Origin of the sequence: Actinomadura monticuli (assembly GCF_041463655.1) — a bacterium.
Lineage (GTDB): Bacteria > Actinomycetota > Actinomycetes > Streptosporangiales > Streptosporangiaceae > Spirillospora > Spirillospora monticuli.
In genome coordinates this window covers 169,273-194,982 of record NZ_JAXCEI010000001.1, presented here as the reverse complement: position 1 = coordinate 194,982, position 25,710 = coordinate 169,273, and the positions used below count along the sequence as shown (strand labels likewise).

General features: G+C 74.2%; 22 protein-coding genes. 6 read left to right on the top strand and 16 right to left on the bottom strand.

The features are described from left to right. Positions 1–84: 84 nt before the first annotated feature. Entirely contained in the window at positions 85–540 is a 456-nt protein-coding gene (locus SM611_RS00910; RefSeq protein ID WP_371946829.1) for a MarR family winged helix-turn-helix transcriptional regulator, read from the bottom strand. Positions 541–623: 83 nt separating this feature from the next. On the opposite strand from SM611_RS00910, the gene SM611_RS00905 reads away from it, so the two are divergent. After that, positions 624–2,129 (top strand): MDR family MFS transporter, encoded by a 1,506-nt coding sequence (locus tag SM611_RS00905; protein WP_371946828.1) that lies wholly within the window; start codon positions 624–626, stop codon positions 2,127–2,129. Here SM611_RS00905 and SM611_RS00900 read toward each other — a convergent pair. Genes SM611_RS00900 through SM611_RS00890 form a run of 3 tightly spaced genes read right to left on the bottom strand, consistent with a single transcriptional unit; the run spans position 2,126 to position 4,428 of the window. Next, entirely contained in the window at positions 2,126–2,797 is a 672-nt protein-coding gene (locus tag SM611_RS00900; RefSeq protein ID WP_371946827.1) for a response regulator transcription factor, read from the bottom strand. The two genes, SM611_RS00905 and SM611_RS00900, sit on opposite strands and share 4 nt — an antisense overlap. 19 nt (positions 2,798–2,816) lie before the next feature. Beyond that, positions 2,817–3,245: a pyridoxamine 5'-phosphate oxidase family protein gene (locus SM611_RS00895; protein ID WP_371946826.1), complete on the bottom strand. Its 429-nt coding sequence runs from the start codon at positions 3,243–3,245 to the stop codon at positions 2,817–2,819. Beyond that, positions 3,226–4,428 (bottom strand): sensor histidine kinase, encoded by a 1,203-nt coding sequence (locus tag SM611_RS00890; RefSeq protein ID WP_371946825.1) that lies wholly within the window; start codon positions 4,426–4,428, stop codon positions 3,226–3,228. Before SM611_RS00890 ends, SM611_RS00895 begins: the two co-directional genes overlap by 20 nt. A gap of 288 nt (positions 4,429–4,716) precedes the next feature. On the opposite strand from SM611_RS00890, the gene fdxA reads away from it, so the two are divergent. Together fdxA and SM611_RS00880 are read left to right on the top strand one after the other, a co-directional pair. Then, on the top strand, positions 4,717–5,040 hold the full coding sequence (gene fdxA / locus SM611_RS00885; RefSeq protein ID WP_371946824.1) for a ferredoxin: 324 nt from the start codon (positions 4,717–4,719) through the stop codon (positions 5,038–5,040). A gap of 5 nt (positions 5,041–5,045) precedes the next feature. Then, positions 5,046–5,678, top strand: a complete 633-nt coding sequence (locus tag SM611_RS00880; protein WP_371946823.1) for a helix-turn-helix transcriptional regulator — start codon at positions 5,046–5,048, stop codon at positions 5,676–5,678. A gap of 8 nt (positions 5,679–5,686) precedes the next feature. Here the strand turns inward: SM611_RS00880 and SM611_RS00875 are convergent, their stop codons facing one another. The 10 genes from SM611_RS00875 to tkt all read right to left on the bottom strand — a co-directional run bounded on the left by SM611_RS00875 (position 5,687) and on the right by tkt (position 19,156). Further along, positions 5,687–6,034 (bottom strand): cupin domain-containing protein, encoded by a 348-nt coding sequence (locus SM611_RS00875; RefSeq protein WP_371946822.1) that lies wholly within the window; start codon positions 6,032–6,034, stop codon positions 5,687–5,689. Positions 6,035–6,092: 58 nt separating this feature from the next. Further along, positions 6,093–7,298 carry a L,D-transpeptidase gene (locus SM611_RS00870; RefSeq protein ID WP_371946821.1) on the bottom strand — a complete coding sequence of 402 codons (1,206 nt, stop codon included), beginning with the start codon at positions 7,296–7,298 and terminating at the stop codon, positions 6,093–6,095. A 141-nt stretch (positions 7,299–7,439) separates the two neighbouring features. After that, positions 7,440–8,192 carry a 6-phosphogluconolactonase gene (gene pgl, locus SM611_RS00865; protein WP_371946820.1) on the bottom strand — a complete coding sequence of 251 codons (753 nt, stop codon included), beginning with the start codon at positions 8,190–8,192 and terminating at the stop codon, positions 7,440–7,442. Next, positions 8,189–9,220, bottom strand: coding sequence for a glucose-6-phosphate dehydrogenase assembly protein OpcA (gene opcA / locus SM611_RS00860; protein ID WP_371946819.1), 1,032 nt, complete (start codon positions 9,218–9,220; stop codon positions 8,189–8,191). The genes pgl and opcA overlap by 4 nt, the downstream gene beginning before the upstream one ends. After that, a complete protein-coding gene (zwf, locus tag SM611_RS00855) occupies positions 9,220–10,746 on the bottom strand; it encodes a glucose-6-phosphate dehydrogenase (protein ID WP_371946818.1) in 1,527 nt (508 codons plus the stop codon). The genes opcA and zwf overlap by 1 nt, the downstream gene beginning before the upstream one ends. Before the next feature lie 94 nt (positions 10,747–10,840). Then, positions 10,841–12,433 carry a glucose-6-phosphate isomerase gene (locus tag SM611_RS00850; protein WP_371946817.1) on the bottom strand — a complete coding sequence of 531 codons (1,593 nt, stop codon included), beginning with the start codon at positions 12,431–12,433 and terminating at the stop codon, positions 10,841–10,843. Next, a complete protein-coding gene (locus SM611_RS00845) occupies positions 12,430–14,130 on the bottom strand; it encodes a phosphoheptose isomerase (protein ID WP_371946816.1) in 1,701 nt (566 codons plus the stop codon). Before SM611_RS00845 ends, SM611_RS00850 begins: the two co-directional genes overlap by 4 nt. Positions 14,131–14,258: 128 nt before the next feature. Beyond that, complete coding sequence (locus SM611_RS00840) at positions 14,259–15,908, bottom strand: glucose-6-phosphate isomerase (RefSeq protein WP_371946815.1); 1,650 nt, start codon at positions 15,906–15,908, stop codon at positions 14,259–14,261. Continuing rightward, positions 15,905–17,020 (bottom strand): transaldolase, encoded by a 1,116-nt coding sequence (gene tal, locus SM611_RS00835; protein ID WP_371946814.1) that lies wholly within the window; start codon positions 17,018–17,020, stop codon positions 15,905–15,907. Before tal ends, SM611_RS00840 begins: the two co-directional genes overlap by 4 nt. Positions 17,021–17,029: 9 nt before the next feature. Next, the gene (tkt, locus tag SM611_RS00830; RefSeq protein ID WP_371946813.1) at positions 17,030–19,156 is read right to left on the bottom strand and encodes a transketolase; all 2,127 of its coding nucleotides are present in this window, start codon (positions 19,154–19,156) and stop codon (positions 17,030–17,032) included. Between the two features lie 547 nt (positions 19,157–19,703). Between tkt and SM611_RS00825 the strand changes: the two genes are divergently transcribed. From SM611_RS00825 to SM611_RS00815, 3 genes are all read left to right on the top strand, one after another. Next, positions 19,704–20,633: a heme o synthase gene (locus tag SM611_RS00825; protein ID WP_371947399.1), complete on the top strand. Its 930-nt coding sequence runs from the start codon at positions 19,704–19,706 to the stop codon at positions 20,631–20,633. Between the two features lie 73 nt (positions 20,634–20,706). Beyond that, positions 20,707–21,933 (top strand): PrsW family intramembrane metalloprotease, encoded by a 1,227-nt coding sequence (locus tag SM611_RS00820; RefSeq protein WP_371946812.1) that lies wholly within the window; start codon positions 20,707–20,709, stop codon positions 21,931–21,933. Positions 21,934–22,067: 134 nt separating this feature from the next. Continuing rightward, complete coding sequence (locus SM611_RS00815) at positions 22,068–23,060, top strand: COX15/CtaA family protein (RefSeq protein ID WP_371946811.1); 993 nt, start codon at positions 22,068–22,070, stop codon at positions 23,058–23,060. A 7-nt stretch (positions 23,061–23,067) separates the two neighbouring features. Here the strand turns inward: SM611_RS00815 and polX are convergent, their stop codons facing one another. Together polX and prcB are read right to left on the bottom strand one after the other, a co-directional pair. Then, positions 23,068–24,786 carry a DNA polymerase/3'-5' exonuclease PolX gene (gene polX, locus SM611_RS00810; RefSeq protein ID WP_371946810.1) on the bottom strand — a complete coding sequence of 573 codons (1,719 nt, stop codon included), beginning with the start codon at positions 24,784–24,786 and terminating at the stop codon, positions 23,068–23,070. Between the two features lie 38 nt (positions 24,787–24,824). Then, positions 24,825–25,661, bottom strand: a complete 837-nt coding sequence (gene prcB, locus SM611_RS00805) for a proteasome subunit beta (RefSeq protein WP_371946809.1) — start codon at positions 25,659–25,661, stop codon at positions 24,825–24,827. Positions 25,662–25,710: the final 49 nt, after the last annotated feature.

Below are 25,710 nucleotides of genomic sequence, written 5' to 3'. Positions count from 1 at the left end.
ACCTCGCGGGCCGGACCCGCAACCTGGGGTGGAGGCGGCGGGCGCTCACCCGCAACCCGAGGATGACCTGCCGGACGGGCGGGGTCAGTCCTCGTAGGTGTGGACGAAGCGGGCGAGGAGGCGGGCGAACTCGGCGCGCTCCTCGTCCGTCCAGCCGCTCATGGCCTTGGCGAAGTGCTCCTGCCGGGTGCGGCGGGTGGCCTCCACGACGGCGCGGCCGGCGTCGGTGAGCTCCAGGTGGATGCGGCGGCCGTCCTCCTGGGACGCGACGCGCCGGACGTAGCCGGACTTGACGGCCTCGGCGACGATGCGGCTGCCGCGCGAGGCGTCCACGCCGAGCCGGGCGGCGACCACGCCGACGCTCATCTCCTCGCCGGGACGGTCGGGGCCCTCGTCGACGACGTCCACGACGTGCAGGACCCGCACGTCGACGGGGAGGTTGTGGTCCCGGATCGCGGCCTTGCCGAGCCGCTGCCGCGACATGCCCCGGCGCAGCCGGACCATGCTCCGCTCGACCGAGTCCAGTGCCCCCTCGTCCATGCCGGCCAGTCTAATCGGCTTGCGCATCTCATCTACATGCTCTTAGCATCTAGTTGCCCTAAGCATACATATGGGAGGTGCGCATGGGCGCGACGACCGTGCCGATGAGCCGCCGCGAGCGGCTCTGGGTGTTCGGCGGGCTGATGCTCGCCGGCCTCATGTCCTCGCTGGACGCGACGGTGCTCGGCACCGCGCTGCCGACGATCGTCGGGGACCTCGGCGGGCTCGACCGGCTCGCCTGGGTGTCCACGGCGTACGTGCTGGCCACCAGCGTCACCGTCCCGCTGTCGGGGCGCCTCGGCGACCTGTTCGGGCGCCGCCCCGTCCTGCTGACCGGGCTCGCCGGGTTCCTGGCCGGGTCGGCGGCGTGCGGCGCGGCGCCCACCATGGACCTGCTGATCGTCTTCCGGGTGGTGCAGGGCGCCGCCGCCGGCTGCCTGATGAGCTCGATGTTCGCGCTGGCCGGCGACCTGTTCGAGCCCCGGGAGCGCGCCAAGTACCAGGGCTACTCGACGCTGGTCTTCGCGGTCTCCAGCATCGCCGGGCCGCTGGCTGGCGGGTTCCTCACCGACCACGCCTCATGGCGGTGGGCGTTCTACCTCAACCTGCCGCTCGGCCTCGCCGCCACGGCCACGACCGTGCTGTTCCTGCGCCTGCCCGCGCCGCGGGACCGGCCGCGGATCGACTACCTCGGCATCGTCCTGCTCGGCGCGGCGGTCACCTGCTTCACGCTGTTCACCAGCTGGGCCGGGACCCGGTACGCGTGGGACGCGCCGGTCGTCCTCGCGCTCGGGGCGGGCGCGGCGGTCCTGTTCACGGCGTGGGTGCTCGCCGAGCGGACGGCCGCCGAACCCGTCATCCCGCCGCGGCTGTTCCGCGACCGGTCGTTCGCCGTCGCCTGCGCGGTCGCGGCCGTGGGCGGCGCCACCGGCTTCGGCCTCGCCACCTACCTGCCGATGTTCTTCCAGGTCGTCGGGGGAGTGGACGCCACCCGGTCGGGCCTGCTGCTCCTGCCCATGATGGCCGCCCTGCTGGCCGCCTCGATGGGCGCCGGCCAGTACATCCACCGGACCGGCCGCTACCACCGGCTCCCCGCCGCGAGCATGGCGATCAGCGCGGCGGGCGTGGCGCTGCTGGCCACCATGGACGCCCGCACCGGCCTGCTCACCGCCGGGTGCTACATGGCCGTCCTCGGATTCGGGGCCGGACTGTCCCAGCAGGTCGTCATGCTGATCGCGCAGAACGCCGCGCCGCCCCGCGACCTGGGCGCCGCCAGCGCGGGCGTGTTCGCCACCCGGATGCTCGGCACCGCCGCCGGGATGGCCGTCTTCGGCGCCATCGTGGCCGGCCGGTTCGCCGAGGAGGTCGTCCGGCGCGTCCCGGACGGGCGGGTCCCCGCGTTCGCCGACGCCGTCCGCCCGGAAGTCCTCGCCACCCTGCCCGGACCCGTCCGCGACGGCGTCGCGGCGGCGTTCGCGGACGCGTTCTCTACCCTGTTCGTCACCGCGCTGCCCGTCCTCGCCGTGGGCCTGGCCGCCGCGCTGCTCCTGCGGCACGTCCCGCTGGTTCCGCGCGGGCCGAAGGACTAGGGCCGGTCGTCGAGGGCGGCGTCGTGGACGAGGAGGGCGACCTGCACCCTGTTGTTCAGGTCCAGCTTCGTGAGCAGCCGCGACACGTAGGCCTTCACGGTGGCGACGCTCAGCGACAGCTCCCGGCCGATCTCGCTGTTGGTCCGGCCGCGCCCGACGAGCGAGGCGACGGCCCGCTCCCCGTCGCTCAGCCGGGCCAGCAGCTCGCGGGCGCGGTCGCGGCGCGGGTCGGCGCCGCTCTCGGCCAGGTAGGACATCATCTTGCGCAGCACCGCCGGCGACAGCATCGGCTCGCCCGCCGCGACCTGCCGGATCGCGCGGATGATCTCCGGCGGCGGGGTGTGCTTCAGCAGGAAGCCGCTCGCGCCCGCCCGCATCGCCCGCAGGATGTGGTCGTCGGTGTCGAACGTCGTCAGGATGATGATCTCGGGCGGCTCGCGGCGGGAGCGCAGCAGCTCGGTCGCGGCGAGCCCGTCCAGCCGGGGCATCCGGACGTCCATCAGGACGACGTCGGGGCGGTGCTGGTTCACGGCGGCGACGACCTCGGCGCCGTCCGCGACGTCTGCGACCACCTCCAGGTCGTCGGCGTTCGCCAGCATCATCGACAGGCCGGCGCGGACGAGCGCGTCGTCGTCCACGATCAGCACGCGGACGGGGGAGGACTCCATCCGGCCAGCCTAGGGCCGGTCAGGGCCGGTGCAGGCGGCGGCCGCTGACCTCCATGGCCGACAGCCGGAACCACGCCTCGCGGTCGCCGCCGGGCCATGCCTCGACCCGCGCGGCCTTCTCGATCTCCTCCTCCGACAGCGGATGGGCGCCGCCGCGCAGCAGCACGCTCCAGCCGGCGTGGTCGGCCTCGTCGAACCGGTCGACCTGGAACGCCGCCCGGACCTCCCCGCCGACCACGGACGTCAGCAGGCTGCGGTTCAGCCGGCCGGACACCGACGTCCGGAAGATCACGGCGTCGCCGTCGACGGCGTAGTTCACCGGGATGACCGTCGGCCCCTCGCCGTCGTCGAACGCGACGCGGCCGATCACGCCGCCCGCGATGAGGCGCAGGCATTCGGCGCGGTCGAGTTCTTCCAGCACGGGCCGCTCAGAGGAGTTCGCTGCCATGCACCTCACCCTTCCCGCCGGTCTCGCGGGCATGCGCGGTCTCCAGCGGCAGGCGGGCGCGCAGCCGGAACCGGCCGTCGCCGGTGCGGCCGTGCTCCAGCGTCCCGCCGAGCAGCGCGACCCGCTCGGCGAGCCCGACGAGGCCCGCGCCGGAGCCCGGCAGCGGCGCCGCGGGCGGGCCGGGCGGCAGCCGGTTGACGATCTCGACGCCCAGTTCCGCCCCGGCGTCCAGGGACACCGTGACCTCGGCGCCCGGGGCGTGCTTGCGGGCGTTGGTCAGCCCCTCCTGGACGATCCGGTACGCGTGCCGCCCGACGCGGGCCGGGACCCGGCCGAGGTCGGGGACGTTCTCCTCCAGCGTGATGCGCCCCCCGGCCCGCCGCGACTCCTGCACGAGCGCGGAGACGTCGGCGAGCGTCGGCTGCGGGCGCTCCGGGTCGCCGCCCGGCGCGTCGTCGCGCAGCACGCCGATCACCTCGCGCAGGTCCTCCATCGCCTCGTAGGCGCTCCGCCGGATGATCCCGGCGGCCTCGCGCTGGTCGGCGGGCGCGTCCGGGCGGAACTCCAGCGCCCCCGCGTGGACGGCCAGCAGCGAGATGCGGTGCGCGAGGACGTCGTGCATCTCGCGGGCGATGCGCTCGCGCTCCAGCAGCCGCGCCTCCTCGACCCGCAGCCGCTGCTCGGTCTCGGCGGCGCGGGCCCGCTCGTCCATCGAGGCGATCAGCTGCCGCCGCGACCTGACCAGCATGCCCGCCGTGATCAGCACCGCGTAGAGCAGCACGAAGACGACCGTGCCCTGCCGGAACTGGTGCCAGGTCGAGGTGATCCAGAACAGCGTGACGATGAGCGCCATGTTCGCGCCCGCGATCGGCAGCACCGTCCGCCAGGACCGCAGCATCGCCAGCGAATACACGGCGATCGCGGCCGTGCCCAGCGCCGACGTCGCCGTCCACTGGGCGAACATCATCGTCACCGCGACGGCCGCCGGGCACCGGCGCCGGAACAGCAGCAGGAAGACCAGCCAGACCGCGCCGATCGCGAGATCGCGCGGGACCACGATCGTCACGTCGGGAGGCGGGTCCTCCTCCGTCCCCAGCAGGAGCAGGGTGCCGAGCGCGCCCGCGGCGGCGGTCAGGCCCACGTCGCCGAGCCATTCGCGCCACGAGCGCCGAAAGAGGTCCACCCGCCCAACGGTAGCCGCGCCGTCCGCGCCCGCCAGTGGCCGCAGGTAGACGGGGCATCGACTTTGGTCGGCACGCGGAAGGCCGCGGGCCGCGCGGGATCCCGCGCGTCCCTGGAGGGGCGGGACTCGACGGCGGCCCCGATCGATTCCCCGCCGCAACCCCCGTTCGTGAGATCCTCGCGGAACCGCGCGGCCGGGCGGCGGGCACCCCTCTACCGGTTCGCTTATAATTACATGTAGAATTGTAAGAAATGTGCGGAGGTGCCGTGCGGGTGTGAGGAGCGAGCCGTGACCTATGTGATCGCCGAGCCGTGCGTCGACGTCAAGGACCGGGCGTGCGTCGACGAGTGCCCGGTCGACTGCATCTACGAGGGCGCGCGCGCCCTCTACATCCACCCCGACGAATGCGTCGACTGCGGCGCGTGCGAGCCGGTGTGCCCGGTCGAGGCGATCTACTACGAGGACGACCTGCCGGACCGCTGGAAGGCCTACACGCAGGCGAACGCCGAGTTCTTCGACGACCTCGGCGCCCCGGGCGGGGCCACCAAGCTCGGCGCGCTCGACCGCGACCACCCGCTGATCGCGGCGCTGCCGCCGGCGGGGGAGGGGTGACCCGCATGACCACCGAACGCTCCCGCCGCCGGGAGGTCCTCGACATCCTGCGCGACGCGGGCTCCCCGCTCGGCGTCGCCGAGGTCGCCGAGAGACTCGGCGTGCACGCCAACACCGCGCGGTTCCACCTGGACGCCCTGACCGCCGAGGGCGCCGTCGACCGCACCGCCGAGCAGCCCTCCGGCCCCGGCCGCCCCCGCACCGTCTACACGCCGCGCCCCGGCATGGATCGCGGCGGCGCCCGCGGCTACCGCCTGCTCGCCCAGATCCTGCTCAGCCGGCTGGCCTCCGACGGGCCCGCCGCCCGCGAGAACGCCGCGCGGGCGGGCCGCGAATGGGGCCGCTACCTCGTCGACCGGCCACCGCCGTTCCAGCGGCTGACCGGCGAGGAGGCCGCGGGCCGGCTCACCGCCCTGCTGGACGACCTGGACTTCGCGCCCCGGCCCGACGGCGATCTCATCCGGCTGCGGCACTGCCCGTTCCTGGAACTGGCCGAGGAGTACGGGCCGCTCGTCTGCGACGTCCACCTCGGGCTCATGCAGGGGGCGCTGAAGGAACTGGACGCGCCGATCGAGGCCGACCGGCTGGAGCCCTTCGCCGAGCCCGGAGCCTGCCTCACCCACCTGCGCCGCGGCTGAACCCGCGCTCAGCCGGTCTTGGCGACGCCGGTCTTGGCGACCGTGAGCAGGACCGCCGCGTCCTCCAGCGCCTCCAGGCTGTGCCGCGCCTCCGGCACGATCAGCATGTCGCCGCTCATCCCGTCCCACGCGTGCTCCCCGGCCAGCAGCCGGACCCGCCCGTGCAGGACGTAGATCGTCGCCTCGCCGGGGCTCTCGTGCTCCGCCAGCGACGTGCCCGCCGTCAGGGCCACCAGCGTCTGGCGCAGGACGCGCTCATGCCCGCCGTAGACGGTGTCGGCGCTGCGCCCGGTCGAGCCGGCCGCGGCGCGCTTCAGATGGTCACGGACCTGTGCGTCCAACGAGAGCTTCTGCATGGCATCAAGTCTGCCCCTTGATCGCGTCGCGCACACGGGCGGGGCCCCGTGATCGGCGTTACGTGAGCGGGAGGCCGGTGACCGGCCTGCCGGTCGCGCTGCCCGCCAGCCAGCCGTCCCACGACTTCGCCCACGGCGTCGGCCCGTTCCCGAACTGGAGCCGCCGGGACGTGCCGGTCACCTTGACGACGTCGCCGCGGTTCGTGAAGTCGTAGAACCACTTCGCGTCGGACGGGGAGGCGTTCACGCACCCGTGGCTGACGTTGTCGTTGCCCTGCGCGTCGGTCGACCACGGCGCCGAGTGGACGAACGTCCCGCTGTAGGTGAGGCGGACGTTCCACTTCGTCGGGATCCGGTACTCGCCGGGGTCGCCGGTCGTCGCCGAGTCCATGACGATGTGCGCGTTCTTCTCCTGCGCGATCATCGTCCCGCTGTAGCTGTCGTGGCCCGGCTTGCCGAGGCTGACCTTCATCGTCCGCACGGTCTCGCCGCCGTTCGTCACCGTGGCGCGGTGCTTCTCGGCGTCGATCGTGGTGATGTGCCGGGGGCCGACGGTGAAGCTCGCGCTGCGGTCCGTCATCCCGTACATGCCCTCGCCGGCCTTCAGGCCCGCCAGGTGCGCGATGACCTTCACCTTCTGCCCGGACGGCCAGTAATCGCGGGGCCGGAAGTCGACCTCCTTGTCGCTGATCCAGTACCAGGCGCCCTCGACCGGCTTCGACATGCGGACTTCGAGTGCCTTCTCGACCGCGATCTTCCCGGCCTTGGTGGCGACCGGCCGGGACAGCAGCAGCTGCACCGGCATGCCGACCCCGACGGTCTCGCCGTCCAGCGGCGACATGCCGGACGTCAGCTTCTTGCGCGGCGTCAGCGTCGTGAACGTCGACGTCGCGGTGACCTGCCCGCCGCCGTCTCCGGTCCCCTTCGCCGTGACCGTGTACGTCGTGGACGGGCGCAGCGTCCACGCCGACTTCCACGACTTCCCGTCCGCCGCGAGCCTGCCCTCCGCCTTGGCGTTCTTCTTGCCGTAGGTGAGGGTCACGCTGGTCAGCCTGCCGTTGTCCGCGGTGACGGTGACGGGCTGGTCGGGGGCCGCCTGCCCGGTCCCCGTGGCGGGGGCGATGGCCAGCTCGACCTCGTCCCCGCCCTTGCCGCCGTCCCCGCCCTTGCCGTCGCCGTCGCCGCCCGATGAGCAGCCCGCGACGGCGAGAAGCACCGCCCCGGCGACCGCCGCGCTCGCCGTCCCGGTCCGACCCTTGAGCACCTGAGAACTCCTCACGCTCGCCTGCCCGGCCCGCACTGCGGGTCATCCCTCGTTCAAGGCATGCACAAGGTATGCACGTGCTCAGGTTATGCACGGTTCAGCGCGAGACATGCGGAACCTGGCGCACTCGCCGGTCCCCTCTCAGGCGGGCAGCCCCGACGCGGCCGCCCTGTCCAGCAGGAACAGGGTCCGTTCCCGGCCGCGGGCGCCGGCGACCGGCGCCTCCGCGACGTCCGTGCCCGCCGCCAGCCCGAGCCGGACGGCGTCCGCCTTCGACCCGCCGGCCGCGAGCACCCACACCTCCCGCGCGGCGCGCAGCGACGGGAACGTCAGCGAGATCCGCGTCGGCGGCGGCTTGGGGGAGTCGTGCACCGCCACCACCGGACGCTCGTCGCGCAGCGCCGGCAGGCCCGGGAACAGCGACGCGACGTGCGCGTCCGGCCCGACGCCGAGCATCAGCACGTCGAACGCCGGGACCGGGCCGCCCGGAGCGGCGGCGGCGCGCAACGCGGCGGCGTACCGCTCCGCCGCGGCCTCCGGGTCGTCGCCGTCCGGGCCGTCGGACGAGGGCATCGCGTGCACCCGCGCCGGGTCGACGGGGACGTGGTCGAGCAGCGCCGCGCGCGCCCCGGTCTCGTTGCGCTCGGGGTCCCCGGACGGGCGGAACCGCTCGTCGCCCCACCACACGTCCAGGCGGGACCAGTCGACGGCGTCGCGGGCGCCGGCGGCGGCCAGCGCGGCCAGCACCGCCGTGCCGACGCCCCCGCCGGTCAGCACGACCGACGCGGTTCCGCGCGCCGCCTGGGCGTCGGCGACGCGGGTCACCAGCCGCGCCGCGGCGGCCTCGGCGAGCAGGTCCTGGTCGCGGTGGACCAGGACCGCGGGGGCGCTCACGCGTCCCCGGCCGCGTCGTCCCGCCGCTCCCGCGCGTGCCGCCGGGCCGGCTCGGTCTTCGCGGCCTCCGCTGTCGCCGACACCGGGTCGCTCGCGACGCCCGGCTTCGCCGTCCCGTGCGCGAGGTCCTTGGCGAACCGGGCCGCCGCCTCGCGGTACACCTCGTCGGGGTCGAGCCGCCGCAGCTCCTCGGCCAGCAGCTCGGCCATCGGGCGGCGCAGCAGCGACACCTGCCGGTCGGGCTGGCCCGGGCGGCACAGCGTCGCGACCCGCCCGTCCGGGCGGTCGATCACGATGTCGCCGGACGTCGTCGTCAGCCGGACGCCGGTGATCCCCGGCCCCTCGGAGACCGTCCGCGCCATCGGCACGCCCAGCCGGACCGACAGCCACGCGGCCAGCAGCTCCGCGCTCGGGCTGTCCGGCTCGGCCGTCACCTCGCCGGACGCGATCTCGTCGTGGTGCTGGTCGAGCGCCGCCGCCAGCAGCGACCGCCACGAGGTCAGCCGCGTCCAGGTGAAGTCGGTGTCGCCCGGCCGGTACCCCTCCGCGAGCTGGGCGAGGGTGCCGAGCCGGTCGCGGGCGGCGTAGGAGTCGGTCACCCGGCGCTGCGCGAGCGCGCCCAGCGGGTCCTTGGCGGGGGCCTTCGGCACCTTGCCGCCCGGCCACCACGTCACGACCGGCGTGTCGGGCATGAGCAGCGGGACGACCACCGAGTCGGCGTGCTCGGCGAGCGGCCCGTACATGCGCAGCAGGACGGTCTCGCCCGGCCCGGTCTCACCCATCCGGATCTCGGCGTCCAGCCGCGAGGAGCCGCCGCGCGGGTCGCGGGAGATCACGGTCAGCACCCGGCACGGGTGCTCGCGCGCCGCCTCCGTCGCGGCGCGGACCGCGTCGTACTGCGCCGACTCGTCGGTCACGATGATGAGGGTGAGCACCATGCCGACGGCCGGGCCGCCCATCAGGTGCCGGGACTGCGTCAGCGCGTCCTGGATCTTGCGGGTGGTGGTCCCGGTGAGATCGATGTTCATCAGAGCCGCCTCCAGGTGCGCCCGTCCCGCGCCATCAGCTCGTCGGCGCTGTCGGGCCCGTAGCCGCCGGACTTGTACTGGTCGAGGCCGCCGCGGCCGGCCCAGTACTCGGTGATCGGGTCGAGGATCCGCCAGGACAGCTCGACCTCCTCCTGCCGGGGGAACAGCGGCGGGTCGCCGATCAGCACGTCCAGCAGCAGCCGCTCGTAGGCCTCGGGGGAGGTCTCGGTGAACGACTCGCCGTAGGCGAAGTCCATGTTGACGTCGCGGATCTCCATCGAGGTGCCGGGCACCTTGGAGCCGAACCGGACGGTGATGCCCTCGTCCGGCTGCACCCGCATCACCAGCGCGTTCTGCCCGAGCTCCTCGGTGTCGGTCTCCGAGAACGGCAGGTGCGGCGCCTTCTGGAACACCATCGCGACCTCGGTCACGCGGCGGCTGAGCCGCTTGCCGGTGCGCAGGTAGAACGGGACGCCCGCCCAGCGGCGGTTCTGGATCTCCAGCTTGATCGCGGCGTAGGTCTCGGTGCGGGAGTCGGCGGGGATGCCGTCCTCCTCCAGGTAGCCGGGGACGCTCACGCCGCCCTGCCAGCCCGCCGCGTACTGCCCCCGCGCGGTGGCCTGGGCGATGTCGCCGGGCACCCGCACCGAGGACAGGATCTTGGCCTTCTCGGCGCGGACGGCCTCCGCCCGGAACGACGTCGGCTCCTCCATCGCCGTCAGCGCCAGCAGCTGCAGCAGGTGGTTCTGGATGACGTCGCGGGCCGCGCCTATGCCGTCGTAGTAGCCGGCCCGGCCGCCGATCCCGATGTCCTCCGCCATCGTGATCTGCACGTGGTCGACGAAGGAGCGGTTCCAGATCGGCTCGAACATGGTGTTGGCGAACCGCAGCGCCAGGATGTTCTGCACCGTCTCCTTGCCGAGGTAGTGGTCGATCCGGAAGATCGACTCCTCGGGGAAGACGCGGTGCACGGTGTCGTTCAGCTCCAGCGCGGTCTTCAGATCGCGGCCGAACGGCTTCTCGATCACGACCCGGCGCCAGGCGCCGTCCTCGCGGTCGGCGAGGCCGCTGCGCTGCAGCTGCTCGACGACCTGCGGGAAGAACTTCGGGGGGATCGACAGGTAGAAGGCGTAGTTGCCGCCGGTGCCGCGGCACTCGTCGAGCTCCTTGACGGCCATCGACAGCGCGTCGAACGCGCCCGGGTCGGAGAACTCGCCGGGGACGAAGTGCATGCCCTCCGACAGGTGCGTCCACACGTCCTCGCGGAAGGGGGTCCGCGCGTGCGCCTTGACCGACTCGTAGGCGATCTGCCGGAAGTCCTCGTTCTCCCAGTCGCGGCGCGCGAAGCCGACCAGCGAGAACCCCGGCGGCAGCAGCCCCCGGTTCGCCAGGTCGTAGATCGCCGGCAGCAGCTTCTTGCGGGACAGGTCCCCGGTGACCCCGAACAGCACGAGCACGCACGGCCCCGCCACCCGCGGCAGGCGCTTGTCCCGCGGGTCGCGGAGCGGATTGGCTGGGTTGGTCACGTGGCCCCCTCTGATCGGACTGCGCCTTCTCGTCTCACTACTGCAAGCATCCTGCCCCAACTCGTCTTGCGGGACCCAACTCACGGACGGGCGCTCATCGGTCCCCTCTGGCGGAGTCCAGCAGCCGGGCGAGGCCCGCCCAGCGGTTCTGCAGGTGCAGCCGCACGACCGGGCGGCCGGCCGCGCGCGCGTCGCGGGCGTCCCCGAGCGCCCGCGCGAGCTGCAGCATGCCCAGCCGGTGGTGCCGGTGGGGGACCGGCACATCGTGGACGACGTTCCCGGTCACCAGGAGGTATACGCCACCGCCGGATCGATCATTCCCGGCCCGGCGGGGCGGCCCGCCCCAGCAGGCCCGCACCGGCCGGCCGCAGCGGGCGGCGAGCAGCGCGGCCAGCCGGCGCACCTCCAGGCCCTGGCCGCGCGCCTCGTCGGGATCCAGGTAGGCGACGAGGTCCAGATGGCCGCCCGGCCCGATCCCGCCCACCAGCCCGTCCAGCAGCGCGGTGAGCCCGGACGCCCCGAGCAGCGCGGGCACCGCGGTGTGCGCCTCGACGGCCCGGCCGCGGTCGCCGTCGGCGAACAGCGGCTCCCCGGCGCCGTCGTCCAGCGTCATGGCGGCGGCCGGGACGGACGGCGCGAGCGGGTCCGCCTCCAGCAGGTAGGCGGCGACGGCGGCGGCGTACTCCCACACCACGAGCTGCGCGGCGAGCGGCCCGGCGACGGTGGCGTCGTCCTGGTGCGGGCGCCCGCCGAACGTCACCAGGAACAGGTCGCCGGCGGGCGCCAGCGGCAGCCCGCCGTCCTGGACGACCGGGACCAGCCGGCCGCCGGCCGCCTCCTCCAGCAGCGCCGCCGCCCAGCGGGCGATGCCGGGCAGCTCCGCCGGGTAGCCGCCGAGCACCGCGGTGCGGCGGCCGGCGCGGGCGGCCCCGCCCAGGATGGCGCCGAGGACGAGACCCGGGTTGTTCTCCGGCCGGGTCAGCGCGGGCAGCACGGCGGTCGCCTCGCGCACCAGCGTCCGGACGCCCGCGCCGGCGAGCGCGGCGGGCACCAGCGCGTACGGCGACAGCGCGCCGAACACGGTGGCCGCCGGGGCCTCCACGAGCGCGTGCCCCGCCTCGATGGCGTGCTTGGCCGCCGCGGCGCGCGGCTCGGCGACCGTGACGAACCGCCGCGCGGCCTCGGCGGGGGAGAGGCCGGCGTCCCCGAGCATCCCGGTGAGCACCAGGCGGAGCGTCTCGGCGGCCGGATCGTCGCCGGTCACTGCGATCACCGTCCGGGCGAGCCGCTCCCCGTCGTCGCGCAGCCGCAGCAGCGGGCCGGGGTCCAGGCCGTCCAGGACGGTGAGCGGCGCGCCGTCCGCGGCGGCGATCAGCTCGGCGGCGCGGGCCGGGGCGCCGCCGCCGAGCAGCACCACCTCGGTCAGCCCGTCCGCGCGGGCCTGCGCGCGCAGCTCCTCGGCGCGGTCCAGCACCGCGCGGCCGGGGCCCGGCTGGCCGGGCCAGCACAGCGGGCGGCCCTCCACCCCGGCGGTGGCGGCGGACGGCCACAGCGACGGGTCCTCCGACGCGAGCCGGACCGGCACCTGGTCGATCCACAGCCGGCCGAGCATCCGCTCCGCGGCGTCCTTGAGCGGGCCGCGCGCGGTGATGGCCGTCTCCCCCGAGACGACGGCGGTGAAGCTCACGGCCTGCGCGCCCCAGCCACCGCCCGGACCGCCTCGGTGAGCCTGCCCGCGCCCTCGACCGGGTCGCGCAGATGCAGCCGGATCACCGGCAACCGGCGTTCGCGCAGCGCCCGCAGCTCGCCCAGCGCCCGCGCCAGCCGCAGCTGCGCCAGGCTGTAGGGCCGGCCGGGGACGGGATGCGCCGCGAGCGCGTCGCCCGGCGCCGGATCGCCGGTGATGATGAGGAACGCGCCGTTGCCGGGCCCGTCCTTGTGCACCGGGCCGGTCGCGTGCGGGTAGCCGGGGCCGGGGCCGTAGGCGACGGGACGCCCGGACGCCCGGGCCAGCGACGGCGCCAGGTACCGCCCGGAGAAGTCGCCCGACAGGTACGTCATCACCGACAGGTAGCCGTCGGAGGGCACCGAGGCGACCAGCCCGCCGAGGACGGTCTGCAGCTCCGCGCCGGCCGGCCACGGGAAGTCGGCGTGCACCTCGATGTCGTCCTCGACGTACACCGGCCGCTCCGCCGTCAGCGAGCCCGACGACGCGGTGCGCAGCAGCGTCGCCGCGTCGTCCTCCGACTCCTGCACGACCGAGCTGCCCGCCTCGAACGGGTTCACGCCGAGCAGCCACCCGGCGACCGCCGTCGCGTACTCCCACAGTAGGAACTGCGCGCCGAGCGGCGCCCACACCGAGGTGTCGGAGTCGTCCTGCGCCGCCGACCGCGGGTTGATCGACACGCCGTGCACGTCGGGGAAGTCGCCGCGCCCGCCGGGCGGCTCGAACGCCAGCACGCCGCGGCCCCGCTTGCCGGTGCCGACCGCGAGGAGCTGGGAGATCCACGCGGTCAGCGCGCCGGGCCCGCCGGGCTCGCGCAGCAGCACCTTGTCGCGGGCGAGGCCGCCCGGCTCCTGCTGCGCGCAGCCGCCGATGACGGCGCCGAGCAGCAGCCCCGGATTGTCCTCGTCCTTGGACAGCGACGGCACCAGCGACGCCGCCTCGTCCAGCAGCCGGTCGGCGTCCGCGCCCGCCAGCACCGCCGGGACGAGCCCGTACGCCGACAGCGCGCCGTAGTGCCCCGGCAGGTAGGGGTCGGTCAGCCCGATCCGGTAGCCGCACTGCCGGGCGAAGTCGTGCAGCGGGCTCCCGTGGTCGGTGATGACCAGGAACCGGCCCGCGATCTCCCGCTCCGACAGGCCCCGCTCGCGGAACGCCTCGGCGAAGATCCGCCGGTAGGCGTCGCCCTCCAGCGACACGCCCGCCTTGCTGGCCAGCACGACGAGCGTCCGGTCGAGGCGCTCCATCGCGAACGCCAGCGCGGCGGTGTCGCCGCCGTCCAGCACGGTCAGCTCGCCGGTCGGCCGCCGCTCGGAGCCGGCCGCGCCCGCCGGGCCGCCCGCGGCGGCGAGGGCGGGCGCGTGCGCCTCCATGACCGCCTGCGCGGCGAGGCTCTCCGCCCCGACGCCGATCAGCACGATGTGGTCGAGGCCCGAGTAGCGGGCCTCCGCCACCAGCCCGTTCACCTGGCTCAGCAGCCCGCGGGAGGCGAACGGCAGGTCGAGCCAGCCCAGCCGGCTGTGGTCTACCGCGCGCCGCCCCCACAGCCGCGGGTCCTTCGCGGCCAGCGCGCCGGGGACGCCGCAGCTCACGAGGTAGTCCCTCGCCCGCAGCGCCGAGTCCAGCACGTCACCGCGCGTCAATACGTCGAATCCGGACACCGTTCCCTCCCGCCCCCCATCGTTTCAGGAGAGAACGGGCATTCGCGACCATCTCCGATGATCTCTTTGGTCGCATTTCGAACCCGCCCGGTCGCGCTGCGTCCGGACCGGTCCGCGTCCGGGCGCCGTCAGGCGAGCGCCGCCGCCAGCTGCGCCAGGCCCGCGGCGCGGTCGCGCAGGTGCAGCCGGACCGCCGGGCGGCCGAGCGCCCGCAGCACCCGCAGATCGCCGAACGCCTGCGCGAGCTGCAGCTCGCCCAGGCTGTAGGGCCGGCCCGGCACCGGCACGTCGCCGGTGACCGCTCCGGTGATCTGCAGGAACGCCCCGTTCGGCGGCCCGCCCTTGTGGTACTGGCCCGCGGTGTGCAGGTAGCGCGGGCCCCACCCGAACGTGACCGGCGCCGGATGCCTGCGCACCTTGCCGCCCCGCGCGGCCAGCAGCGGTCGCAGCGCCGCCGCCGCCGCGTCCCCGGACCGGTCCAGGTACGCGAGCACCGCGAGGTAGCCGCCGCCCGGGACGTCCGCGAGGATCGTCTCCAGCGCCTCGCCGAGCGTCCGCGCGCCGCGCAGCGCGTCCTCCGGGGCGTGCACCTCGACCGCGTCCTCGACCAGCTCCGGCGGGCGCCGCACGACCGTCGGCGCCGCGCCCTCCTCCGACCGCAGCAGCGCTTCCGTGCTCTCCCGCGACGCGCGGACGTCCGGCGCGTCGAACGGGTTCACCCCGGTCACCCGGGACGCCACCGCGACCGCGTACTCCCACAGCAGGAACTGCGCGCCGAGCGGCCCGGCGACGCTCACCCCCGCCTCGCGCCCGGCGCCCGGCTCGTCCGGGCGGCGGCCCAGGATCACCCGGCGCAGGTCGTCGGCCAGCTCGAAGCCCGGCGCGTCCGCGCTCTCCACCACGACCGGCAGCAGGCCCCTGCCGTCCTTGCCCATCGCCCCGGCGACCAGCTGCTCCGCCCACCCGGCGAGACCGGCCAGGCCCGAGCCGTGGTCGGCGATCACCAGCTTGTCGCGGACGCCGAGCGCCGACGAGCCGAGCGCCGCGCCCAGCGCCAGCGCCGGGTTCTCGTAGGGCTGCCGCAGCGTCGCCGCGAACCCGGTCGCCTCGTCGAGCAGCGCGTCCACGTCCACGCCCGCGAGCGCCGCCGGCACCAGCGAGCGGGCGCCGAGCGCGCCGAACCGGTCGCCGACGTCGGGCTCGGCCAGGACGAGATGGTGGCCGGCCTCCTCGGCGGCGTGCGCGAGGTCCGAGCCCTCGTCCGCCACCACCAGGAAACGGTGCGCCGCCTCCGCGCCGCCCAGGCCGGCCTCGGAGAACGCGCGCCCGAACACGCGGCGCACCGAGTCGGCCTCGACGCCGTCGTCCGCCACGACCACGAGCGTCCGGGACAGGTCGCCGGACAGGGCGCCCGACACCTCGTGCGGGTCGGTGGTGTCGAGGACGGTCAGCTCCGCCCCCGCCTTGCGGCAGATCGCCTCGGCGGCCAGCGCCGCCCCCCCGGCGGCGGCCAGCACGATCCGGTCGAGCCCCGCGGCGGCGCCCGCCGGGCCGGCCAGCCGGTCCCGCAGGGACCGCGAGGTCTCCGGCAGGTCCAGCCAGCCGAGCCGGCGGGCGGCGAGCGGGGCCGCGTCCGGCCCCCACAGCTTGGCGTTCCGGGACGTGAGCGACCCGGGCACGCCGTCGGAGACGAGACGGTCCAGGACCGTCTCGCTCTCGTCGACGACCGCGCCGCGGATGGTGACCGAGATCCCCCCGGCGGTCACCACCGAGGTCACGCGCCGGCCTTCTTGGACTCCAGCTCGCCGGTGATGGAGTCGAGCATGCCCTTCCACGACGCCGCGAACTTCTCCACGCCCTCGTCCTCCAGGACCCGCACCACGTCGTCGTAGTCGACGCCGACCTCCTTGAGCGCCGCCATGTGCGCGCGGGCGTCGCCGTAGGAGCCGCGGACGGTGTCGCCGCGCACCTGGCCGTGGTCGGCCTCGGCCACCAGCGTCGCCTCCGGCATCGTGTTGACGGTGCCCGGCGCGACCAGCTCGTCCACGTACAGCGTGTCGTTGAGGTCCGGGTCCTTCACCCCGGTCGAGGCCCACAGTGGCCGCTGGGGACGGGCCCCGGCGTCCTTCAGCGCCTTCCACCGGCCGGTGCCGAACTTCTCCTCGTACAGCGCGTACGCGAGCCGGGCGTTGGCCAGGCCCGCCTTCGAGCGCAGCGACGTCGCCGCGTCCGAGCCGATCTTGTCGAGGCGCTTGTCGATCTCGGTGTCCACCCGGCTGACGAAGAACGACGCCACCGACGCGATCTTCGACAGGTCGTGGCCGTTCTCCCGCGCCCGCTCCAGCCCGGCGAAGAACGCGTCGATCACCGCGCCGTAGCGCTCCAGCGCGAAGATCAGCGTCACGTTCACGCTGATGCCCTGCGCCAGCGTCTCGGTGATCGCGGGCAGGCCCTCCGGCGTCGCAGGGATCTTGATGAACAGGTTGGGCCGGTCGACCAGCCACCACAGCATCCGCGCCTCGGCGACCGTCTTGGCGGTGTCCTTGGCGAGGCGCGGGTCGACCTCGATCGACACGCGGCCGTCCACGCCGTCCGTCCGGTCGTACACCGGCCGCAGCACGTCGCAGCCCCACCGGATGTCGTGGGTCGTGATCGCGCGGGACGCCTCCTCGACGTCCACGCCGAGCAGCGCCAGGTCGCGGACCTGGTCGTCGTAGGCGTTCCCCTTGCTCAGCGCCTTCGCGAAGATGGTCGGGTTGGACGTGACGCCCACGACGTGCCTGTCCTTGACGAGCTCGGCGAGGTTGCCGGTGCGCAGCCGCTCCCGGCTGATGTCGTCCAGCCAGATCGACACGCCCTCGTCCGAGAGCTCCTTCAGAATGTCGCTCATCGCCCTCTCCTAGTTGCCGGTGGTCTCGCCGCGCCCGGCGCCGTGCACGCCGGCCTTGATCAGGCTGGCCTTCGCCGCCGCGACGACCCGCTCGGAGGTGATCCCGAACTGCAGGAACAGCGTCTTGTAGTCGGCGGAGGCGCCGAAATGCTCCAGGCTCACCGACTCGCCGTCGTCGCCGATGTAGCTCCGCCAGCCGAGCGCGACGCCCGCCTCGACCGACACCCGGGCGCGGACGCCGGGCGGCAGCACCTCCTGCCGGTAGGCGTCGGTCTGCGCCTCGAACCACTCGACGCACGGCATCGACACGACCCGGGTCGGGGTCCCCTCGGCCTGCAGCGCCGTGCGCGCCTCCAGCGCGAGCTGGACCTCGCTGCCGGTCGCGATGATGATCACATCGGGCTGCCCGCCGTCGGCGTCGGCCAGCACGTAGCCGCCCTTCGCGGTGCCCTCGGCGGACGCGATCTCGCCGCCGCGCTCCAGCGTCGGCAGCTTCTGCCGGGTCAGCGCGAGGCCCGCCGGCCGGTCGGTGTGCCCGAGGACGGTCCGCCACGCGACCGCCGTCTCGTTGGCGTCCGCCGGCCGGACCACGTCCAGGCCGGGGATCGCCCGCAGCGCCCACAGGTGCTCCACGGGCTGGTGCGTCGGGCCGTCCTCGCCGAGGCCGATCGAGTCGTGCGTCCACACGTAGGTGACCGGCAGCTTCATCAGCGCCGCCAGCCGCACGGCCGGGCGCATGTAGTCGCTGAAGATCAGGAACGTGCCGCCGTACGGGCGGGTGCCGCCGTGCAGCGCGATGCCGTTGCAGATCGCGCCCATGGCGTGCTCGCGGACGCCGAAGTGCAGCGTGCGGCCGTAGCGGTGGCCGGGGAACTCCTTGGTCTGGAATTCCTCCGGGATGAAGGACGGCTCGCCCTTCATCGTCGTGTTGTTGCTCTCGGCCAGGTCGGCCGAGCCGCCCCACAGCTCCGGCAGCACGGGCGCCAGGGCCGCGAGGATCTCACCGGACGCGGCGCGGGTCGCGATGTCCTTGCCCGCCTCGAACGCCGGCAGCGCATTCTCCCAGCCGGGGGGCGGCGTGCGCGCGGAGATCCGGTCGTACTCGGCGGCCCGCTCCGGGTTCGCCGACCGCCACGCGTCGAACGACTTGGTCCATTCGGCGTGGTCGTCGCGGCCCCGCGCGCACACCTCGCGGGCGTGCGCCAGGACGTCCTCGGGCACGTGGAACGTCTCCGCCGGGTCCATGCCGAGGATCCGCTTGGTCGCGGCGACCTCGTCGGCGCCGAGCGCCGAGCCGTGGATCTTGCCGGTGTTCTTCTTGTTCGGGGCGGGCCAGCCGATGATCGTGCGCAGCGCGATGAACGACGGCCGGGACGTCTCCGCCTTCGCCGCCGCGAACGCCGCCGCGAGCGCGGCCACGTTCTCCTCGTAGTCGCCGTCCTCGGTCCAGTCGACGTGGTGGACGTCCCAGCCGTAGGCGGCGTACCGGGCGCGCACGTCCTCCGACAGCGCGATCGCGGTGTCGTCCTCGATGGAGATCTTGTTGTCGTCGTAGAGCAGCACCAGGTTGCCGAGCCGCTGGTGGGCCGCCAGCGCGGACGCCTCGTGGCTGATGCCCTCCTCGATGTCGCCGTCCGACGCGAACGCCCAGACCATGTGGTCGAAGGGGGACTCGCCCTGCGCCGCGTCGGGGTCGAACAGGCCGCGCTCGCGGCGGGCCGCCATCGCCATCCCGACCGCGTTCGCGATGCCCTGCCCCAGCGGCCCGGTGGTCGTCTCCACCCCGGCGGTGTGCCCGTGCTCGGGGTGGCCCGGGGTGAGGCTGCCCCACTTGCGCAGCGCCTTCAGGTCGTCCAGCGTCATCGGGTAGCCCGACAGGTACAGCTGGATGTAGAGGGTCAGGCTGGAGTGGCCGCAGGAGAGCACGAACCTGTCCCGGCCGGCCCAGTTCGGGTCCGTAGGGTCGTGCCGGAGGAAGCGCTGGAACAGAAGGTAGGCGGCGGGCGCGAGGCTCATCGCCGTCCCGGGGTGACCGGAGCCGGCCTCCTCGACCGCGTCCATGGCGAGGGCGCGGATCACGTCCACCGCGCGCCGGTCCTGGTCGGACCACTCAAACGTGCTGTTGTCCCTGCTCACGGAACGCCAGGCTCCTCTCGAACCGGTTGTATGTGTCACCTTGTGATGTCGGGCGCCACAGCTTCCCCTGCCCCGTGCCGCCGCCCGGTCCGCGGCGGGCGAAGATCATGCCGCGCCCCTGGCGAGCCTATCGCGCGGGAGGGTGGCCGCAGGCGGCGGAGAAGCGCCGCGCGACACCGCGGTCGGGGGCCCGGGCCGCTCCTGGCGCCTTCGAACACCCTTGCCCGGACGCCTCGTCGATTAACCCCCCGCACGGGTGATCCCGGGGGTGATCCGGGACGCGGACCGGGGCCCGGACGGTCACCGTCCGGCGCGTCCGGTGACCCGGTGCGCGACCTCCGGAGGGGGCGGACTACAGTGATTGCGCGGCTGACGGCCAGCGGCCGCGGCAACCAGACCAAGCCGAAGTCGCACCCAACCCGAGGCCGGCCCGGAAACGCGGGGGCACCGCCGAGGTGGACCGATTTCTCATCCCTAGTTGGACGTGGACCCGATTGTGACGGTGCTCAGTAACAAGCGCGGGATCGAGCTTGAAGAGCCGACGCTCGTGCCGGCCCTCGTGCCGAACCCCGCCGAAAGCGCCGCCCGCCGGACGGTGGGCGCGAGCGTCCGTGCCTACGTGGCGCTGACGAAGCCGCGCGTCATCGAGCTGCTGCTGATCACCACCATCCCGGTGATGTTCCTGGCGGCCGGCGGCGTCCCGCCGCTGTCCACGGTGCTGCTGACGCTGGCGTTCGGGACGATGTCCGCGGGGTCCGCCAACGCGATCAACTGCTACATCGACCGCGACATCGACGCCAAGATGCGCCGCACCCGGCGCCGCCCGCTGGCCCGCCACCAGGTCACCCCGGCCCGCGCCCTGATCTTCGGGGTGACGCTGGCCGTGCTGTCCACGGCCGGGTTCCTGCTGGCCGTCAACCCCGTCGCCGCGGCCGGGTCGCTGTTCGCGATCCTGTTCTACGTCTTCGTCTACTCGCTGCTGCTCAAGCGGCGCACCTCGCAGAACGTCGTCTGGGGCGGCATCGCCGGATGCATGCCCGTCCTCATAGGCTGGGCCGCGATCACCGGATCCGTCGCCTGGACGCCGTTCGTCCTCTTCATGGTGGTGTTCCTGTGGACGCCGCCGCACACGTGGACGCTCGCGATGCGCTACCGCGAGGACTACGCCGTCGCCAAGGTTCCGATGCTGCCGGTCGTCGCGTCCGAGCGCCGCGTCGTCACCGAGAGCCTCGCCTACACCTACGCCACGGTCGCGGCCTCGCTGGCGCTGTGGCCGGTCGCCGGGATGAGCCCGGTGTACGGCGCCGTCGCGGTCGTGCTCGGCCTGGTGTTCCTCGCCGAGGGCCACCGGCTGCTGAAGGCGGTGCGCGCCGGCGTCACCGGCGTCCACCTGCGGCCGATGCGCTTCTTCCACCTGTCCAACGTGTACCTGGCGCTGCTGTTCACCGCCGTGGCGGTCGACCCCCTTCTCCACTGACGCCCCAGGTCCGATCACGTTCCGTGACCTTTCCGGCTTAGCGCTTCGCCCGACCTGCCGTTACGCTCACGTCATGGCACGCATGGACCCGAAGGCGGTGCTGGAGGGCCGGGTTCCCGGCCGGCCCCCGGTCGGCCTCATCGTCGGCATGACCGTCTCCGGGCTCTGCATCCTGGTCGCGTTCGGCGCCGACGCCGCGTTCGGCGGGGCGGGCTTCTGGGTCGGCGTGCTGCTCGCCATCCTCCCGATCCCGGTGCTGATCGCCCTCGCGCTCACCCTCGACCGGCTGGAGCCCGAGCCGCCGCGCGCCCTCGCGTTCTCGTTCATGTGGGGCGCCGGCATCGCCGTGCTCGGCGCGCTCGTCCTCAACACGGCCGGGCTGCTGTACGTGACCGTGCCCATCTTCGGCGAGACCGAGGGCCACTTCGTCAGCGCCACCTTCGGCGCGCCCGTCATCGAGGAGACGCTGAAGGGCGCCGTCCTGTTCGGCCTGCTGTGGTTCCGCCGCAACGAGATCGACGGCTTCGCCGACGGCATCATCTACGCCGCCATGGTCGGCCTCGGCTTCGCCATGATGGAGAACATCACCTACTACATGCGGGCGTTCGAGGACGGCGGCGCACAGCAGCTCCAGGCGGTGTTCATCCTGCGCGGCCTCATCGCGCCGCTCAGCCACCCGCTGTTCACGTCCATGACCGGGCTCGGCGTCGCCTACGCCGCCACCCACCGGCGCGGCCAGATCGCCGCGCCGCTCGCTGGCCTGCTCGGCGCGATGATCCTGCACGGCCTGTGGAACGGCGCCGCGGGCGCGTTCGGCCTGGCCGGCCTCGGCATCGTCTACCTGCTGGACTTCTGCGTCCTCGTCACGCTGATCGTCATCGTGTTCGTCGAGCGGCGCGGCACCGTCCGCCGCATCGAGACCTACCTGCCGATGTACGCCGGGACGGGCCTGGTGACGCCGCAGGACGTGCGGATGCTGCGCTCCATCCCGTCCCGCCGGGCCGCCCGCCGATGGGCCCGGTCCGTGGGCGGCCCGGCCGCGGGCCGCGCCATGACCGACTACCAGCTGGCCGCGACCGAGCTGGCGCTGCTGCACAAGCGCGCCGACCGGGGGGTGGCCGAGGAGCGCTGGTTCGTCACCCGCCGCGACTCGCTGCTGGAGCTGATGTCCCTCGCCAGGCAGGCGTTCCTGCGCACGCCGCCGCGGCCGGGGGCGAACTGGCCGGCCGGCCCGCCGTGGGCCGCGCAGGGCCCGTCGGGGTTCCTGCCGCCCCGGCCGCCCGACCCGTACGGAAGGTGACCGGCCCGGGACCCGACCCGCGCCCGACCCGCGCCCGATCAGCAAGGCACCCCGATCAGCACGCGCCCGACGCCTGCGGGACGTAACCGGGGGGCGGGTCAAGGCCACGGCGACCCGGCCATACGATTGGTGCCGTGGCAGAGCGACAGTCGTCTACCCTCCCGATTCGGACGTGGAACGCCGTGTGGCGTCCGACCCCGGGGTCGCTGCGGCTGCTCGCGCTCCTCGGCGTCCTCGGCAACGTGCTGATCGTCGTCAGCGGCGGCGCCGTCCGCGTCACCAAGTCCGGGCTCGGCTGCCCCGACTGGCCGCGCTGCACCGGCGACAGCCTCGTCCCCACCCACAACCCCGAGCACCATGTGCTGAACATGTCGATCGAGTTCGGCAACCGGCTGATCACCTTTCTGGTGCTGGGCATCGGCCTCCTGGTGTTCGTCGCGGCGCTGCGGCTGCGCCCGCGCCGCACGTCGCTGGTGTGGTGGGCGCTGGCGCAGCCGATGAGCGTGGTCGCGCAGGCCGTCATCGGCGGCATCGTCGTCCTCACCAAGCTGCACCCGGCGGCCGTGTCGCTGCACTTCCTCGTCTCGCCCGCGCTGCTCGTCTTCTGCGTGGCGCTGTGGGTCCGCGCGGGGGAGGGCGACGCGCCGCCGCGCCCGCTCGCCGGGCCCTGGACGCGCGGCCTCGCCGCCGTGCTGCTGGCCTCCTGCGCCGCCGTCCTCGTCGCGGGCACCGTCGTCACCGGCACCGGCCCGCACGCGGGGGACGCCGAGTCCCGCCGCTACGGCTTCGACATCACCGAGGTCGCCCGCATCCACGGCGAGCTGGCGTGGCTCACCATCGCCCTGACCGCGGCCGTCATCGCGGCCCTCTACCGCTCCGGCGGCCCGGCCGCCGCGCGCCGCCGCGCGCTGGAGCTGGCCGGGCTGATCGTCGTGCAGGGCGCGATCGGCTACACCCAGTACTTCCTCGGCGTCCCGGCCGGGCTGGTGCTGCTGCACATGCTCGGCGCGGTGCTGATGTGGATCGCCGCGTTCCGCCTCTTCTTCGCCCTCCGCGACCGCGGCCCCGTGCCCGCGGAGGCGCCGGCCCCGGCCGTCGCGCAGGCCGAGGCCCCGCAGCCCGCCTGACGACGGCTCAGCGCTTGCGCAGGAAGTCGCGGAGGCGGTCGAGCGGCCAGGTGTTGATGACGTCGTCGGGTGTCAGCCAGCCGCGCTGGGCGGTGCCGACGCCGTAGCGGATGTTGCGGTGGTGGCCCAGGGAGTGCGCGTCGGTGTCGATGGAGAACTTCACGCCGAACCGCTTCGCCCGGCGGACCAGGTCGGCGGGCAGGTCGAGCCGGTCGGGGAACGAGTCGATCTCCATCGCGGTGCCGGTGCGGGCGGCGGTGCGGAACACCTCGTCCCAGTCGGCGTCCACCGGCGGGCGGCGGCCGATGCTGCGGGCGGTGGGGTGGCCGATGACGTGCACGTGGGGGTTCTCGCAGGCGCGGACGAGGCGGCGGGTCATGGCGTCCTGGTCCTGGGTGAAGTGCGAGTGGACCGACGCGACGCACACGTCGAAGCCGGACAGGAAGTCGGCGTCCCAGTCGACGTTCCCGTCGGGGTCGATGTTGAGTTCGGTGCCGTGGAGCAGGACGAGGCCGGGGTGGCTCTTCTGCAGTTCGGCGACCTCGGCGCGCTGGGCGAGCATCTTCTCGTCCGTCATGCGCTGCATCACGAGGTTCGGCGCGTGGTCGGTGATCGCGTAGTACTCCAGGCCGCGGGCGCGCGCGGCGTCGACCATGTCGGCCAGGGAGGCGACGCCGTCGGTCAGGTCGGTGTGGCTGTGCAGGTCGCCGCGCAGGTCGTCGACGGTGACGAGGCGGGGCAGCGCGCCCCTGCGGGCGGCCTCGATCTCGCCGGTGTCCTCGCGGAGGGTCGGGTGGACCCAGGGAAGGCCGAGGCGCTCGTAGACCTCCTCCTCGGTCTCCGACACGATCAGCTCGTCGCTCCCGGCGTCGAACAGGCCGTACTCCGACAGCTTCAGGCCCGCCTTGACGGCGATCTCGCGGGTGCGGATGTTGTGCGCCTGCGAGCCGGTGAAGTACTGCAGCGCCGCGCCCCACGACTCCGGCGGGACGACGCGCAGGTCGACCTGGAGCCCCTTGCCGGTGCGGATCGAGGTCTTCTTGGCGCCGCCCGCGATGACCTCCGCGACCAGTGGCAGCGCGGTGAACGCCTCCATGATCGGACGCGGGTCGCGGGAGGCGGCGAGGACGTCCACGTCGCCGATCGTCTCGCGCATCCGCCGCAGCGAGCCCGCGTGGGCGCAGCGCTCCACCTGCGGGAGCTTCGAGAGGGCCGCGACGATCTCGTCGGCGACGCCCGCGGCGGCGTCGACCAGGACGCGCTCGCCGGAGCTCCGCATCAGCTCGATGCCGCGGAGGATGTTCTCCTCGGTCTTGGCGCCGAAGCCCTTGAGGCCGCGCAGCCGGCCCTCCTTGATGGCGGCGGCCAGCTCGTCCACCGAGGAGATGCCGAGCTCCTCGTAGACGGCGAGGGCCTTCTTCGGGCCCAGCGTCGGGATGGCGGTGAGCGCGCGGACCCCGGCCGGTATCTGGGTGCGCAGCTCCTCCACCTGCCGGATCGTGCCGGTGGTGGTGTAGTCGAGGACCTTCTTGGCGATCGCCTCGCCGACGGTCGGGATCCTGCGCAGCCCGGCCAGGTCGAGCCCGGCGATGTCGTCGGGGTACCCGGCGATCGCCCGCGCGGCCTTCTCGTACGCCCTGACCTTGAAGCCGTCGCCGCCGGTGATGGACAGCAGGTCGGCCAGTTCCTGGATGAGGGCCGCAGCCTCGTCGTTCGCCCGTGCCATACGCCGAGTCTAGGAGCCGGGTACGACATTCCCCATGATCAGCGCAGGGGCGCGACCGGCCCGCCGGGGTTGTCCATGCGGGCGCGCACGACCTCGTCGGCGATCGCGGCCACCTCGTCCCCGGGCAGCCGCCGGTAGCCGTCCGCGGTGACGACCGCGATCGTCGGGTAGATGCGCCGCGACGGGTCGGGCCCGCCGGTGGCGGTGTCGTCGTCGGCCGCGTCGTAGAGGGCCTGTACGCAGACGGTGGCGGCGTCCTCCAGGGACAGGTCGTGCCGGTAGAGCTTCTTCAGCGCGCCGATCGCGTACGGGGAGCCCGACCCGTCGGCGTGGAAGTCGCGGGCCTCCTGCGGGGCGCCGGTGATGTCGTAGGTGTAGATCCGTCCCTCGCCGGAGTCGGGGTCGAGGCCGGTGAACAGCGGGACGACCGCGAGCCCCTGCAGCGCCTGCGCGAGGTTGGCCTGGATGACCGCGCCCAGCCTGCGGGCCTTGCCCGGCAGCGACAGCGGGACGGTCTCCATCTTCTCGTAGTGCTCCAGCTCGACCTGGAACAGCCGGACCATCTCCAGCGCCAGCCCGACCGTCCCCGCGAAGGCGACGGCGGAGTACTCGTCGGCGCGCTGCACCTTGTCGAGCTCCCGGTAGGCGATGCGGTTGCCCTGTGTGGCGCGCCGGTCACCGGCCATCATGACGCCGCCCGGGAACGTCAGCGCCAGGACGGTCGTCCCGTGCGGCAGCTCGGGGGCGTCCCCCTCCGGCACCCGGTTGATCGGCAGCAGCTCGGGCGAGTGCAGGCGCAGGAAGTCGACGAACGACGCCGACCCCGCCTCGAAGAACTCGGGCGGGATCCCCTGGTCCTCGGTCCGGCCGATCACGGCGGCTCCTCTCCCCACGCTGGACGACCCGTACGCGCCGATCCTTCCA